The sequence below is a fragment of the Rhodococcus aetherivorans genome (genome assembly GCF_025722975.1).
GTDB lineage: Bacteria > Actinomycetota > Actinomycetes > Mycobacteriales > Mycobacteriaceae > Rhodococcus > Rhodococcus aetherivorans.
This window is the reverse complement of sequence record NZ_CP106984.1, coordinates 64,372-79,269: the sequence shown is the minus strand read 5'-3', so window position 1 is coordinate 79,269 and position 14,898 is coordinate 64,372. Positions and strand designations below refer to the sequence as shown.

The window sequence follows — 14,898 nt, the reverse complement described above, 5'->3', positions numbered from 1 at the left end:
CGGCGACGATTGGCCGCTCACCCAAGGGGAGGTGATGCAGCTCAGCAGAGTATAAACGAATACTGGTGTTGTATAACGGAATTGAGTATAATTTTCGCGTCGACAGTATTGTGGTTGCCAGCTGGCGCGGCCCACTTGTCGGCGATTCGTCCCACGAGCATCCACCACGGGCAACATGGTCGCCCCGCGGTGTGCATGCAGTGGCGGCGAGGCGGCGTGCCTCCATCTCCGGGCACGGGCAGATCCCGATATCCCCCCTGCGTTCGGGCTGCCGGGGTCCCGCTTCGGCGATCGACCGATAGTCGAAGCGGGGCCTTCCGTCCACTTGTCGATGCCGCCTTGTCGGCGACCTTCGCTCGATCCCCCGACACGTCAGCGCGGCTCGCGGCTCGGGGCTCGGAGGACCGGGTGCGGTGGTGTTCGTGGCGGATCGTCGGGCGCCGAGATCCCGTGAGCCAGGGCTACGGGTGTTTCGATCTTCCCGCGATATCGACGGGACATCCTCGCTGCGATTTGCCATAGAAGCCGATGATGCGGGCTCTGCTCTGTCCGCCGCCCTGACGGTGTTACCGACCCGGCGACCAGCAGATCATGTATACGACTGCCCACTCGATGTCCCGGCGCCGGCCGGGCACCGCCGACGGGTGGGCCGGTTGTCTTCGGCCCCGGGAAATCGCACGTCCCGGTGGCATCGGTCGTTGCCGCGACCATGTTTGATGGCCGACACGATCGACCGGATCGGCCGGAAATACCGCGACGACGGTGCCCGCTTCGCGGCGGAGGAAGTTGACGACCTCGCCGGGGTACGTGCCGAACACCGCAAGGCTGCGCCCATCATCCGGTGCACCGGCACGAGAAGAGGGCAGCGGCTCCGTAGCGGGTGTGTGTGAGGACGCGTGCCCCACGATGCTCTGACAGCAGATGAAGGCTCATTTCTGCCTCCACATCAGGCCGGTCCCGTCGTTCCGTCACAGCGCCTTCTTGCACGTCAGGGTCGTGGCTACACCCTTCCAGGTCCGTCATCGGTTCGGTTCGAACCAGAACTCTGGACAGTCGCAGATCTCGCTTGGGCGATCCACGTCGCGTTCGTGTGCTGTCGTTTGATTCGTCTCGCGTACATCGCGACCGCATCACCGATGCTCGCGCCCGCCTCGCCTCTGGCGAAACCTGCTCGAAGACAATGCTCTCTCAGTTCCATCACTGCCCCCTCGACGCAGTCGATGCCCATCGGGATCAGGGCAGCGAACCCCGTCGAGCGGATGCGCTTGGGCTACTGGGGGACCCAGTAGCCCAAGCGTGTCCGTCTCGTCAGTCGGTCTCGTAGGTGTCGTAACCGTTGGACTTGACTTCTTCCCAACGAGCAAAGTACTGAGGGACTCCCCCTGAGTAGTTGAGCATCTGTGCCGGCTTACCGGGCACGTTTGCACCCCAGTACCAGGAACGTGCCTTCGTGAACATCGAGTTCACGAAAAGCTCGTCGACGTGTGCGCGCCACTGCTTCTCGGACTCTTCGGTGTTCTCGAACCGTGTCGCCCCCTTCTCGCGCAGGTGCTCGAGGAATTCGACGACGATTTCGCCTTGGTACTCGGCAGATGTCGGGCCGTTGCAGAACCCGGACGGGCTCTGAGGTCCGTACAGGAACATCATGTTCGGGAATCCGCGGGTTGACAGGCCCAGACACGTGTCGACACCGGACTTCCACTTGTCCTGAATCGTCAGGCCGTCGACGCCGGTGATATCGATGGCCATGATCCCACCACGGTTGTTGTCGAACCCTGTTGCCAGTACGAGGAGGTCGCATTCGATGACACCGTCGTCGGTTTCGACACCATGGGGCAGCACCCGTCGAATCGGCGTGACGTTGGAGTCGATGACATCGACGTTGTCCTGATTGATGACATCGAAGTAGTCCTGTTCGAGGGAGGGACGCTTGACGCCGTAGGGGTGCGGAGGCGTCTCCGGTGCGACGATTGCCGCTTTCTTGGGGTCGGTGACCCGCTCGAGGACCTTGCCACGCCAGAAGTCGTAGAACGTACGGTTGGCCTCCTCATCTACAAGGATGTCCTGGAAGTTTCCGAGCCACAGCTCGAAACCACCTTCTGCCCACATCTTCTCGTAGATCGCGTCGCGCTCTTCCTTACTCAGGTCGGTGGCGTTCTGCGGAATGAAATCGAAGTCGAAGCCGGCAAACGCCTTGTAGCGCGTAGCAAACCGCTCGGGCAGTCCCTTCCGGAAGTGCTCGTTGTCGTCAGGGGTGAGTTTGCGTTGCTGCATCGGAAGTGCCAGATTCGGGGTGCGTTGGAACACGGTGACGTGTTCGGCGACATGACCTGCCTCCTGGACGACCTGTACACCACTGGCGCCGGTACCGATGACGACAACTTTGCGGCCACTCATATCCACGCCCTCTTGAGGCCAGCGCGCAGTGTGGTAGCACTCACCGGCGAAGGAATCGAGCCCTTCGAGATTCGGATACAGCGGCTTGGCGCCGAATCCTGTGGCAACAATGACCTGCCGTGCCTTCTGGATCTTGCCGTCGGCGGACCGTACGGTCCACTGGCGGCTTTCCTCGTCCCACGTGCATGCTTCGGCGAAAGTGTCGAACACGACGTCGCGGGTGAGGTCGAGCTGTGCGTCGACATAGTTGAAGTACTCACGAACCCCCTGGTGACCCGGATACAGTTCGGTGAAGTCGTACTTCTTCCACAGGTCCTTGTACGAGAACTGGTAGATCTGTCCGGTGCTGTCGGTACGGGCTCCGGGATAGCAGTTCCACCACCAGATTCCGCCCAATCCACCCGCGGCGTCCCAGACTTTGACGGTGAAACCGAGATCGCGCAGTCGGTCCAATGCGTACAGGCCGGAGAATCCTCCCCCGATGATCAGAACATCGAGTACGTCATTGTTCGAGTGCGAGCCGCTGCGGGTCGCTGTGGCGACCTGGGATTCGGTCATGTGGTCCTCCTGGAGATTTCCCGGGACGGGTGTTTCCGCCCGGACATCTACGACGGTAGAAGCGAACATGTGATGTGAAGTGTCCGAAATCGAGTCAAGACAATCCGATACGACACACGTATTAGTAAGCAGCACAAACTAATTCGATTACCGTGCGACATTCGAACCCGCTGCACTCACGACAGAACGATCGGTACTCGACGCCGAGATCAGAAGCCCAGATCGCGACCGATCAGTTCTTTCATGATTTCGTTCGATCCCGCCCAGATCTTCGTGACCCGGGCATCCCGCCAGGCTCGTGCCACTCGGTACTCGTTCATGTAGCCGTATCCCCCGTGCAGTTGCACACAATGATCGAGGATCCGGTTCTGGATCTCCGCAGTCCACCACTTCGCCTTGGCCGCATCGATCGGTGTCAACATCCCCTCCGAGTGGGCTTCGATGCAGCGGTCGACGTAGGCCTGTGTCACGTCGAGCTGTGTCACCAGTTCGGCAAGCAAGAACTTGTTGTGTTGGAACGTTCCGATGGACTGCCCGAATGCCTTCCGTTCTCGGCAGTAGTCGATCGTCTCGAGCAGAATCTGCGCAGCGTGCGCGAGATTGGCAATGGCGCATCCGAGTCGTTCCTGGGGCAGGAAGGACATCATGTGGATGAATCCTCGATCGAGCTCGCCGATCACGTCGTCATCGGTGACGCGCACCCGGTCGAGGAAGAGTTCAGCGGTGTCTGCTTCGTCCTGTCCGACCTTGTCGAGTTTGCGGCCACGCTCGAATCCGGGCAAGGACGTGTCCACGCCGAAGAGGGTAATTCCCTTGGCCTTCTTCGATGGAGAGGTACGTGCAGGAATGATCACCAGGTCTGCAGAGTAACCGTTGGTGATGAATGTCTTGGCACCCGAGAGCAACCACCCGTTGCCGTCCCGCACTGCGGTGGTCTTCAGTGCGGCCAGATCCGATCCCCCACCGGGTTCGGTCATTCCGATGGCAGTGAGCACGTCCCCGGAACACAGTCCTGGGAGCCACCTGGCCTTCTGTTCGTCGGTGGTCAGGTGCACCAGATACGGCGCCACGACGTCACAGTGAATACTCACGCTCGACGCCAACGCGGCGTTCATCCTGGCCAATTCCTCGATGAGAACCGCATTGAAGCGATAATCCCCTGCCTCGACACCTGAATATCGTTCGGGTACTTCGAGTCCCAACAGGTCGTGCTTACCCGCGGCAAGCCAGAACTCTCGCGGCAATGCCCTGTTGGCACGAACGTCGGCGGCCAGGGGCTCGAACCATCGAGCGAGAAACTCGCGGACAGAGTGTCGGTAAGCCTCGTGATCATCGCCGTACACCGTTCGCTTCATGATGGGTCATCCTTCGGATCGGGTGGACGTCACCGTCCAGACGGACGATGTGAGGAGGCAAGGAGTGATTGCCTACCCCATATCATCGTCTCGTTCACCGTGCCGTTGGAGATGTCCCGTTATGCGACAGAGTGTTTCAGGGGTCAGGATCCGAACGTTTCGTTTTCCAGGCCCAGTGCGCGGATCTTGCGGTAGAGGGTCGAGCGGGCCACACCGAGCCGGTGGGCGGCGAGGGATTTGTTGCCGTCGGACTCGTCGAGGGCGCGGACGATCGCTTCGCGTTCGGTGCGTTCGAGCGAGGTCAACCGGCGGCCGGCACCGAGGGTGCGGTAGTCGGCGGGCAGATGTTCGAGTTTGATGTCGAATCCCATCGACCGTGCCGCCGCGGTACTGAGCACCGAGGCGAGTTCGCGCAGGTTGCCGGGCCAGTGATGGTCGATCAACGCCCGATGCGCGGCCGGTTGCAGTTGCGGGGTCGGACGGTCGGGGAATTCGGCGGCGAGCAACTCCCGCGCGAGATCGGTGAGATCTTCGATGCGCTGACGCAGCGGCGGGATGCACACACTGCGCCGCACATGGGTCTGCACCTGATGGCGCAGATCGTCGGGGGTGCTCGAGGTGGCGGTGGCGATCACCGGTGCACCGAGCTCGACGGCGGCGTCGAGCAACCGCCGGGTAGGAGCGACAGCGTCGTCGGGGACCTCGTCGAGGTGCTCGAGGATGCACGCGAAACTGCCGGACAGACGCGCCCGCAACTCGGCCACCGCCGAGGGGGTCAACGTCGACGCATCGACGCTCGGGACCGGGGCGTTCGGTCCCCAGCGGTGCTGGATCTGCCGCGCCAGATGCGTTTTGCCGACACCGGACTCGCCGATGATCAGCACCGGCGCGACGGTCGCGGCGATCTCGTCGACCCGGTCCTGGAGTCGGTGCGCGGCCAGGCTGCGGCCGGCGATACGCGTCGCCGGCGCCGCACCGGCGGGCGCGGCGGGGGCCAGGCGGGCGCGCGGACGCGGCGGAGCCGGGGAGGCCAGCGGGCGCAGTTCGATGATCGCGCTGAGCGGATCGGTGGACTCACCGACCCGGCGGGCATGGACCCGCACGTCGATCCCCTCGGCGAAACGCAGCGGTCCTTCCCATTCGTCCTTGGCGGCCAGATGGGTGCTGATCCAGTCCCAGATCATCATCTGATCGGTCGAGTCCATCAACCGTGACACCGTCGGGGTCGCGATCACCGTGTCCCGGCTCATCGCCACCACCGCCGCGTGGCCGCGGCGTTTGCTGCGCATGTATTCGCGCAGCAGGTTCTGCTCGCTGCGGGCGGACAGGGCGAACAGTCGCTCTTCGATGTCGCGCACCGCCGAGAGCACCAGCGGTGCCATCAGCTCGTTGACATCGTCGACCTGGCAGGTGATGTCGACGATGCCGGTCACCGCGCGTGAAACCGGATCGACGATCGGGGAGCCGACACAGGCCAGCGGATGCAGCGACTCGAGCAGGTGCTCTTCACCGCGGACCCGGAACGCTTTGCGTTCTTCGAGTGCGGTGCCGATCCCGTTGGTTCCGGCGCATTCCTCGGCGAAGATGAACCCCGGGGCGACCTGGGCACGGTCGAGACGACCGAGCAGCGACCGCTGCCCGGCCCGCCGGTCGACGATGGTCGCATCCTGCGAGGCGAGCAGGATCGTCACCGGTGCATCGGCGAGTTGATCGGCCAACCGATCCAGGACCGGCCGCGCCGCACGCACAAGCTTCGAGTCTGTGGGGGTATCGATGTAGCGCAGACGAGAACCGTCCGAAGCCGCCCCGATGGCACGGCAGCGGCGCCAGGACTGCTCGATCTCCGGCCGCACTCGTGGCGAAGCATTGTCATACCTGTCGGAGTCATACCTATCGGAATTGCGATCGTCTACGTGCATGCCAAGCCGCTCGGTCACGTCATCACCACCTCGAACACCTCACGGTCAGTACGAACATTATGTAATAGAGGTCACATGGACCATGGGTGTCCCAGAACGCTACACCACGGACTTCTGGGCCCACATCCGGCGCATGCGCACCTTGTCCAATTTGCCCACTGACGTCTTGGGGACCTCGTCTACCCGCACGAACGTGTCGGGGAGCCAGAACTTCGGCAGGGTGACCGCCAAGTGGGCCCGAAGCTGATCATCGGAGACCTCCTCCGTTGTCCGAACCCACGCCAAGGGGCGCTCCTGCCAGGTTTCGTGCGGTACCGCGATGACAGCGGCTTCCACCACCGCCGGATGCAGGAGCAGCTGGTTCTCGACCTCGACGGAAGAGATCCATTCTCCTCCGCTCTTGATGAGGTCTTTGACCCGGTCGCGGATCTCCAGCCGGCCGTCCGGGTGGATCACCGCGACGTCGCCGCTGCGCAGCCAGCCGGCGTCGAACGCCTCGGCGGCGCGGTCGTCGTCGAGGTACGTCCCGGTCACCCACGGCGAACGAACCTCCAGCTCGCCGGTGGTGAAGCCATTCCACGGCAGCTTCCGACCCTCTTCGTCGACGACACGCACCTGGAACAACGGCAAGGGTCTGCCTTGGCAATCGGCCGAGTTGCTGAAAGTTCCCATAGGGGAGGTTTCGGTCATCCCCCACCCGTTGACGGTCGCCACTCCCCGCTCCGCCCACCACCTCACCAGCACTGGTGGCAGCACCTGCCCGCCCAACCACATGGTCTGCAAACTTCCGAGGTCGTAACGCTCGGGATCGGCATCGAACTGTGCACGCATGAGCGCCGCCACGGCCGGGGCGCCGACGAAGACATCGGGTGTCTGATCCGTGATGATGCGCAGCAGCTCCGCGGGCGAGGGGTGCGGCCCGGGGAGGACGAGACGTGCGCCCTGCAGCACCCCCGCGTACGGAACACCCCAACTGTGTACGTGGGACATCTGCGTGGCAAGCAGGTACGAGTGCCGACCGTCGATCGCGACGCCCCCGGAAGCACTGATCGCCATCGCGTGCAGCACCGTACTTCGATGGCTGTACACGACCCCCTTGGGCAGCCCGGTGGTACCCGAGGTGAAACAAATCGACGATGCGGTCGTCTCGTCGAACTCCGGGAATTCCCCGATCGGCACGGCATCGAGCAACAATCCGTCGAACGACCACCAGGTCACCTCTGCAGATACCGAATACTCGGCCTGCTCGAGATCACCGATGACCACCACATGCCGGATCCGCGGGAGGCGCGGGAGAATCTCGAAGAGAACGGGCAACAGATCAGCGTCGATCAGCACAACCTCGTCCTCGGCCTTGTCCATTGTGTAGGCGATGTGCTCGGGTGACATCCGATGGTTGACCGTGTGCAGCACTGCCCCGCACGCAGGAACTGCGTAGTAGGCGACAAGATGCTCGAAGGTGTTCCAGGCCAACGTCGCAACCCTGGTTCCGAACCCGATGCCCAAGTTCTCGAAGGAACCAGCAAACCGGCGTGCGGTCGCGCCGAGATCGCGGTAGGTGAACTCTCGGTCTCCGCGGGTTGCGTCGCACGAGACTCCGACCCGGTCGGCGAAGACGTTCTCAGCACGCCACAGCAGCGAGCTGATCAGCAGTGGACGATCCATCATCGTGGTGAGCATGGCGCATTCCTCCGGATCAGGTGAGCGAGGGTACGACCAGCCTGCACACCAACCCTGGCACCGAACCGTCCGAATTTGCGACAGCGCCCGATGAACTCGTCCGCACTGTTGCGTTGTGGGACACCTCGACCGCCGTGAGGATCCCGAGACTGGAGCCACCTCACCCGCATAGGCGCCCGGCCGACACCGGCCGAGCCCAGCGGGCAACGAGCGCCGGAAGAAAGGTACTCCCATGACAAGTCGTCCAATGACGGAAGTCGCAACAGGATTCACCTACACCGAGGGACCTCGGTGGCATGAGGGCCGACTCTGGTTCGTGGATTTCTACACCCACTCGGTCAATGCCGTGAACACCGACGGATCCATCGAACAGGTCTGCACCGTCGAACACCAGCCGTCCGGACTCGGATGGCTTCCCGACGGGCGCATGCTCGTCGTCTCGATGAAAGACCGCAAAGTCCTGCGCCGCGAACCCGACGGCTCACTCGTCGAGCACGCCGACATCTCCGAACACTGCCACGGTCACGCCAACGACATGGTCGTCGCCGCGAACGGTCAGGCATACATCGGCGAGTTCGGATTCGACCTCATGGGAGGCGCCGACCACGAGCACGGCGTTGTCGTCCTCGTCGACACCGACGGCACTTCCCGAGTCGCAGCCGAAGGACTGTCCTTCCCGAACGGCATGTGCATCTCCCCGGACGGAAGAACGCTGTACGTCAACGAACTGTTCGGCAACCGCGTCTCCCGATTCGACATCGAACCGGACGGCACACTCGGCCCCCGTCAGGACTTCGCCTCGTTCGGCGATCTCGGCGACGAACCGAGCGTGGAGAAGAGGCTTGCGGCGTGCACGATTGCACCTGATGGTCAGGCCCTCGACGCTGAAGGTGCCATCTGGATCGCCGACTGCGTCAACCAACGTGCCGTCCGCCTGGCCGAAGGCGGAACCATCCTGGACGAAGTGAGTACGGCTCCGCTGGGAGTGTTCGCGGTCGCGCTCGGTGGCGATGACGGTCGCACACTATTCCTCTCGGTCGCACCGGATTTCGACGAAGCCAAGCGCAGCGCTGCGCGTGAAGCCAAGGTCCTCTCGACGAGAGTCGACGTTCCGCACGCAGGGAGGCCGTGATCGTGCTGCGCACACGTTTCACCGACACTTTCGGGATCGAGCACCCGGTGGTGTGCGGTGGCATGACCGGGGTCGGCACCGCAGAGCTGATCTCCGCGGTGGCCAATGCCGGGGGTTTGGGGTTTCTCACCGCGCTGACGCAACCCACCCCCGAAGCTCTCGTCGCTGAGATCGCCCGGTGCCGGGAGATGACCGATAAGCCGTTCGGTGTCAATCTCACCCTGCTGCCCACCGTCACTCCCGTGCCGTACGACGACTACCGGGCCGCGATCATCGACAGCGGCATCACCATCGTGGAAACCGCCGGCAGCAACCCCCAGGAACATGTGGCGGCGTTCAAAGCCGCCGGGATCAAGGTCATCCACAAAGCGGTAGCGGTGCGGCATGCGATCAAAGCACAGTCCATGGGTGTCGACGCCGTCAGTATCGACGGGTTCGAGTGCGCCGGCCATCCCGGCAACGAGGACATCCCCGGCCTGATCCTCATCCCCGCCGCAGCGCGCGTGCTCGACATCCCGATCATCGCCAGTGGCGGATTCGCCACCGGCGACGGATTGGCCGCAGCACTGGCCCTCGGCGCATGCGCAATCAACATGGGCACCCGGTTCGTGGCCAGCGACGAAGCTCCCGTGCATCCGAACGTCAAGGCCCAGATCGTTGCCAACGACGAACGTCAGACCATCCTCGTGTTCCGAGAGTTCCGTAATACCGCACGTGTGGCCCGCAACTCCATCTCCGAGACGATCGCAGCCCTCTCCACCCGCCCTGACGCCACGTTCTCCGACGTCGCACACCTCGCCTCCGGGGTACGCGGCCGAACGGAAGTGCTGGAGAAGGGGAACATGGAAGGCGGCATGTGGTGGGCCGGCCAATCCCAAGGTCTCATCGATGCCGTGCTTCCCTGCAAGACGATCATTTCGGACATCGTGAGCGATGCCGAAGCCGCCATCCGCAGGATTGCCGCCGACCTCGCCTGACAGGCAGACGGGAGAAGTCATGGAATACACCACCCTTCGCCACGAAGTCGAGGACGGCATCCTCACCGTGGTCCTCAACCGTCCCGACCGTCTCAATGCGTTCACCGTCGAGATGGCCGACGAACTCGAGCACACCTTCGTATCGGTGAACGACGACGACACGATCCGGGCCGTGATCGTCACCGGAGCAGGGCGCGCTTTCTGCGCCGGCATGGACCTGTCGAGTGAAGGGAATGTGTTCGGACTCGACGAGTCGAAACGCCCCACTCTTGCCGACATGAAGAATCTCGACGACCCCGAATTGCGCCGGATCCGCGACACCGGCGGCCGCGTCACCCTCGCAATCCATGCCTGCCGTAAACCGGTGATCGCCGCAATCAACGGTGCGGCCGTCGGAATCGGTGCAACCATGACGCTGGCGATGGACGCGCGTCTGATGTCGACCCGAGCGCGGTTCGGCCTGGTGTTCGGCAAACTCGGAATAGTGCCCGAAGCGTGCTCGACATGGTTCCTTCCCCGGCTGGTCGGCATGCCCACTGCGCTCGATCTGGTCTATAGGGCAGAGATCCTCAACGCCAAGGTCGCATACATCGACGGGTTGGCGCAGGCGGTCCATGAACCCGATATGTTGCTCAGCGAAGCGCGCGCGTTGGCGAATGCCTGGACCCGCGACCGCTCACCGGTCTCGGTGGCCCTGATGCGCCAGATGCTGCTGCGAAACGCGGCCGCTGCTCACCCAGCAGATGCCCACCGCGTCGATTCGCTGGCCATGTTCTACACCAGCATCGGCGACGGCGCCGAGGGAGTGCAGGCATTCCGCGACAAACGCCCACCCGAGTTCCATGACAAGGCCTCAGCCATGCCGCCGTTCTACGAAGAGTGGATCGAGACAACGACGCCGTGAACACCTACTGCGTCCCCGCTCCAATCAACCGAACAAAGAAAGTCTCATGAAGCGCACTGTCCCTATGCATGAACTCCGCCAGGAAATCGGACTACCGCTCGGCGACGGCATCCCCGCTGATTCGTCCGCATCTCTGATGGTCTCGGCCGATGCTCTGAGCGCGTGGGGCGCAGAGACCGAAGCGGCCGCAACACGTGAGTTGGCAGCGATGCTCCATCAGTGCCTCTGAATACCGAACCTTCCACTTCACCACCTCGGTTCGTGATGATCGGTTCGTGCAGGACATCGAACTCTCAACGGATCAGGACTGGAGAAGCCCCGCGCCCGGTTGGAGCCACCTTCCCGATCACGGGGAAGGTGGCCCGCCGCGTTACGCACGGAATGCGCCCGTGTGTGAGTGTTCGACGTCTCCTCCCCGAAACACGTACTTACTTCGGGGCTACTGTCCGTCGGCCGAGGAATCCGTCGAGCCCTCTCCTCACGTGAAAGACACCGAGTGGGGAGAGCGTCATGACCGGCGCCGGACCGTCACACCCCGCTTGTGCGCGACCGGGTGACAAAGAGCAAGAGCAAGACCAGGGCGGTTTCGATGAGTGGGCGCCCTCAACCTCCCGGAAGTGCGCCGGTCGCCGGCGGGTTCCGGCGACCGACACACAACTTCTAGTTCTCGGGGAACTCCACGATGCGGCCGGTGCAGTCGCCGAAGTGGATCGCAGAACCGTCCGCGGCCACCGCGGTCGCACGGAGAGTGACCTCGTCGCCGTCGCGCAGGAAGGTGATCGAGGAGCCGTCGCTCAGGGTGAGCGGCTCCGCACCACCCCAGGTCAGTTCGATGAAGGAGCCGCGCTGGTCCTTCTCCGGACCGGAGATGGTGCCACCAGCGAAGAAGTCGCCGGCTCGCAGGCCCGCACCGTTGACGGTCATGTGAGCGAGCATCTGCGCCGCGGTCCAGTAGGTAGACGCGAACGGAGGCTTCGACACGGTCTCACCGTTGAGTACGACCTCGAAGGTGACGTCGAACGACCAGGGCCGCTCGGCGGCGTCGTCGAGGTACGACGCCAGCGCGGTGGTACGGGTCGGCGGTGCGACACGCACGGCCTCGAGAGCCGCGAGCGGGGTGACCCACGGGGAGATCGTCGTGGCGAAGGACTTGCCGAGGTTCGGTCCGAGCGGGACGTACTCGTAGTTCTGGATGTCGCGGGCCGACCAGTCGTTGGTCAGGGTCAGACCGAAGACGTGATCGTCGGCCTCGGACAGGGACACTCGTCCACCGGGCACGGGTGAGCCGAGCACGAAGCCCATCTCGGCCTCGATGTCGAGTCGGCGGGACGGACCGTAGGAGGGGATCCCGTCGGCCTCGGGACGCAGACCATGGGGGCGACGGATGTCGGTGCCGCTGGCCACGATGGTTCCGGCCCGCCCGTGGTAGCCGACGGGCAGGTGCTTCCAGTTCGGCATCAGCGGGTCGGGGTTCTGCGGACGGAACAGCCGGCCGAGGTTCGCCGCGTGGAACTCGTTGCCGTAGAAGTCGACATAGTCGGCGACAGTGAACGGCATGTGCAGGGCGACCTCGGCGAGGGGGTGAGCTTCCGCAGCGATGCGGTCGGCGTCCGCGTCCGAGGACAGCACGCTCTGCAGCTCCGCGCGCAGCCGGTCCCAGGTGGGGCGATCAGCGGTCAGGAGGGTATCGAGGTTCGGCTGGGCGACCAGCGGGTGCAGATCGGAGTCCTGCGCGACGAGATCCGCAAGGGCGACCACGTGATCGCCGACGCGCACGCCGAGGCGCGCGGCAGCGTCAGGTGTCGAGAAGGACCCGTAGGGCAGGTGAGCGATGCCGAAACCTTCGGTGGCGTAACGTGCTACGAAGCTGTCAGGCGAGACGGTGGTCATGGGTACTCCTGGTGGGTCGGCTCAGTGTCCGTGGACGGGAGCGATGTTCGGGATCAGGTCGAGGTCGTCGAGGGTGTCGAGCGGTTCGGTGATGCTGCAGGTGCCGAACGATTCGAACATCGTCCTCCACTGGGTGCCGATTGCCCGGAACCGTTCGGCGAGAACGCTTCCGTCGGTTTCAGCGAGGGTCATGGCGACCGCGGCTGCGTCGCCTCCGGCCAGTGCTTCTCCGGTGGCCACGGCGATGTTCAGGAAGCCGTGGTGCACGAAGCCGGTCGAGTCGTCCCGGTACCGCACGGCGCGGTGCAGACCCGCGGTCAGTTTGAAGGAGCGCTGGGCGGCGACGGCGGTGGTGATCACCTCCGCGAGGTCCTCGACGGAGGGGAACGCTTCGGCCACGAGTCCGCCGGTGCGGGCTTTGAGCCGCACATCGGTTCCGGTGAAGGCGTCGAGCACGCCGGCGCGGATGTGCGCAACGGCCAGCTCGACGTGGACGCTGAACCGCTCGGTCAGAGCGGCAGCGTCGGCGACGACCTGCCGAGGATCGAGGTCGTCGGTCTTCAGTTCGAGACCACCGACCCGAATGGCCGGCGCGACTCTTTCGGCGGCGGCCAGTGCCGTGTCGAGGCCACCGGCGGGCACGACCACGCCGACGCGGAGCGGTCCTTCGCCGGAGGTGTCGACCAGGTTTGCTGCGGTGTTGAGGGCGTCGAGCGGCAGCAGCAGCGGTCCGACGAGGCGGGCGAGCGGGGTGCCGCGTCGGGCGATGTGGTCGACTACCGCCTGCTCCAGCGGTGCGCGACCGGGTGGGAAGACTGCAGCATCGTCGAAGAACTCGTCGAAAACGTCAGCGGCGTAGATTGATTCAGGCATCGATCCACCGCCCTCCGGACCAGGACGAGGCGTAGCGGGGGTCGTCGGAGGCGCATGCGGCCTCGCCGAGCAGCAGTGGCCGGAAGGTGTCGACCATGATGCCCGTCTCGTCGAAGAAGTCCTTGCCGAGGCTGGCCTCGATCGCACCCGGCTGCGGGCCGTGGGCATGGCCGCCAGGGTGCAGGGAGATCGAGCCGATACCGATACCGGAACCCTTGCGCGCTTCGTAGTTGCCGCCCACGTAGAACATGACCTCGTCGGAGTCGACGTTCGAGTGGTAGTAGGGCACCGGGACCGACAGGGGGTGGTAGTCGACCTTGCGCGGCAGGAAGTTGCAGATCACGAAGTTGTGGCCTTCGAAGACCTGGTGCACCGGCGGCGGTTGGTGGAGCTTGCCGGTGATAGGCATGAAGTCCTCGAGTGCGAAGACGTAGGGGTACAGGCAGCCGTCCCAGCCCACCACATCGAAGGGGTGGTTGGGCACGACGTGGACGGTGCCGGTGATGCCCGACGCACCGCGGTGCTTGATGTAGACCTCGACGTCGGTCTCGTCGACGAGGAGTGGCTCACCGGGACCCTGCAGGTCGCGCTCGCAGTAGGGCGAGTGTTCGAGCAGCTGGCCGGTGGCCGAGAGGTAGCGCTTGGGCGGGCCGATGTGGCTGTTGGCCTCGACCGCGAACAGGCGCAGCGGTTCCGACCCCACGACCCGCCACCGGTGGGTGGTGGCACGGGGAATGACAATGTACTGCTCGGCGCGCACTTGCAGTGCGCCGAAGACGGTTTCGACGATCGCTTCACCGGATTCGACGTAGACGCATTCGTCGCCGATGGCGTTGCGGTAGAGCGGGGAATCCGCTCCGGCGACGGCGTAGTACAGGCGCACGTCGTCGTTGCCGAGCAGCAGACGCCGGCCGCGGACCGCGTCGGTGGACGCGGGGTCGGCGGCGAGGTCGTGCAGTCGGAGGTGGCGCGGCATCAGCGGTTCGTTGGGGACCAGGTCGTGGTCCGGCAACGTCCAGCGGCGGGCTCCGACGATCGCCGAGGGGATGTGGCGGTGGTAGAGCAGGGAGGAATCGGAGGAGAATCCTTCTTCTCCCATGAGTTCCTCGTAATACAGCGCGCCGCTGTCGTCTCGCAGCACGGTGTGGCGGTGGCGCGAGACGGTTCCGACACTGCGGTAGTAGGCCACGGTGACTCCCTCTGGCAACGATGG

11 protein-coding genes are annotated in these 14,898 nt (G+C 64.3%); 4 read left to right on the top strand and 7 right to left on the bottom strand.

Annotated features, from left to right (window positions below; genetic code table 11):
* Window positions 1-716 precede the first annotated feature (716 nt).
* On the top strand, window positions 717-890 hold the full coding sequence (locus OCS65_RS28855; protein WP_172415067.1) for a hypothetical protein: 174 nt from the start codon (window positions 717-719) through the stop codon (window positions 888-890).
* Window positions 891-1,308: 418 nt separating this feature from the next.
* Here OCS65_RS28855 and OCS65_RS28850 read toward each other — a convergent pair whose 3' ends face one another.
* The 4 genes from OCS65_RS28850 to OCS65_RS28835 all read right to left on the bottom strand — a co-directional run bounded on the left by OCS65_RS28850 (window position 1,309) and on the right by OCS65_RS28835 (window position 7,909).
* A complete protein-coding gene (locus OCS65_RS28850; RefSeq protein WP_263510515.1) occupies window positions 1,309-2,955 on the bottom strand; it encodes a flavin-containing monooxygenase in 1,647 nt (548 codons plus the stop codon).
* Window positions 2,956-3,164: 209 nt separating this feature from the next.
* On the bottom strand, window positions 3,165-4,310 hold the full coding sequence (locus OCS65_RS28845; RefSeq protein ID WP_088899468.1) for an acyl-CoA dehydrogenase family protein: 1,146 nt from the start codon (window positions 4,308-4,310) through the stop codon (window positions 3,165-3,167).
* A 143-nt stretch (window positions 4,311-4,453) separates the two neighbouring features.
* Window positions 4,454-6,028: a sigma-54-dependent Fis family transcriptional regulator gene (locus OCS65_RS28840; protein WP_143543609.1), complete on the bottom strand. Its 1,575-nt coding sequence runs from the start codon at window positions 6,026-6,028 to the stop codon at window positions 4,454-4,456.
* A 300-nt stretch (window positions 6,029-6,328) separates the two neighbouring features.
* Window positions 6,329-7,909, bottom strand: coding sequence for a long-chain fatty acid--CoA ligase (locus tag OCS65_RS28835; protein ID WP_263510514.1), 1,581 nt, complete (start codon window positions 7,907-7,909; stop codon window positions 6,329-6,331).
* Window positions 7,910-8,141: 232 nt separating this feature from the next.
* Between OCS65_RS28835 and OCS65_RS28830 the strand changes: the two genes are divergently transcribed.
* From OCS65_RS28830 to OCS65_RS28820, 3 genes are read left to right on the top strand one after another with little or no spacing between them, the layout of a single operon-like run.
* A complete protein-coding gene (locus OCS65_RS28830) occupies window positions 8,142-9,041 on the top strand; it encodes an SMP-30/gluconolactonase/LRE family protein (protein WP_263510513.1) in 900 nt (299 codons plus the stop codon).
* Between the two features lie 2 nt (window positions 9,042-9,043).
* A complete protein-coding gene (locus OCS65_RS28825; RefSeq protein ID WP_183070848.1) occupies window positions 9,044-10,018 on the top strand; it encodes an NAD(P)H-dependent flavin oxidoreductase in 975 nt (324 codons plus the stop codon).
* A gap of 19 nt (window positions 10,019-10,037) precedes the next feature.
* On the top strand, window positions 10,038-10,922 hold the full coding sequence (locus OCS65_RS28820; RefSeq protein WP_263510512.1) for a crotonase/enoyl-CoA hydratase family protein: 885 nt from the start codon (window positions 10,038-10,040) through the stop codon (window positions 10,920-10,922).
* Window positions 10,923-11,582: 660 nt separating this feature from the next.
* Here the strand turns inward: OCS65_RS28820 and fahA are convergent.
* Genes fahA through OCS65_RS28805 form a run of 3 tightly spaced genes read right to left on the bottom strand, consistent with a single transcriptional unit; the run spans window position 11,583 to window position 14,874 of the window.
* A complete protein-coding gene (fahA, locus tag OCS65_RS28815) occupies window positions 11,583-12,812 on the bottom strand; it encodes a fumarylacetoacetase (RefSeq protein WP_120284897.1) in 1,230 nt (409 codons plus the stop codon).
* A gap of 21 nt (window positions 12,813-12,833) precedes the next feature.
* Entirely contained in the window at window positions 12,834-13,685 is an 852-nt protein-coding gene (locus tag OCS65_RS28810) for a hypothetical protein (RefSeq protein WP_263510511.1), read from the bottom strand.
* Window positions 13,678-14,874, bottom strand: coding sequence for a homogentisate 1,2-dioxygenase (locus tag OCS65_RS28805; protein ID WP_120284893.1), 1,197 nt, complete (start codon window positions 14,872-14,874; stop codon window positions 13,678-13,680). Before OCS65_RS28805 ends, OCS65_RS28810 begins: the two co-directional genes overlap by 8 nt.
* Window positions 14,875-14,898 lie beyond the last annotated feature (24 nt).

Excerpts from the sequence above, each read along its gene's own strand:
- OCS65_RS28810 (WP_263510511.1), bottom strand. The coding sequence starts at position 13,685 with ATGCCTGAATCAATCTACGCCGCTGACGTTTTCGACGAGTTCTTCGAC.
- OCS65_RS28855 (WP_172415067.1), top strand. The coding sequence starts at position 717 with ATGGCCGACACGATCGACCGGATCGGCCGGAAATACCGCGACGACGGT.
- OCS65_RS28850 (WP_263510515.1), bottom strand. The coding sequence starts at position 2,955 with ATGACCGAATCCCAGGTCGCCACAGCGACCCGCAGCGGCTCGCACTCG.
- OCS65_RS28845 (WP_088899468.1), bottom strand. The coding sequence starts at position 4,310 with ATGAAGCGAACGGTGTACGGCGATGATCACGAGGCTTACCGACACTCT.
- OCS65_RS28820 (WP_263510512.1), top strand. The coding sequence starts at position 10,038 with ATGGAATACACCACCCTTCGCCACGAAGTCGAGGACGGCATCCTCACC.
- fahA (WP_120284897.1), bottom strand. The coding sequence starts at position 12,812 with ATGACCACCGTCTCGCCTGACAGCTTCGTAGCACGTTACGCCACCGAA.
- OCS65_RS28830 (WP_263510513.1), top strand. The coding sequence starts at position 8,142 with ATGACAAGTCGTCCAATGACGGAAGTCGCAACAGGATTCACCTACACC.
- OCS65_RS28835 (WP_263510514.1), bottom strand. The coding sequence starts at position 7,909 with ATGCTCACCACGATGATGGATCGTCCACTGCTGATCAGCTCGCTGCTG.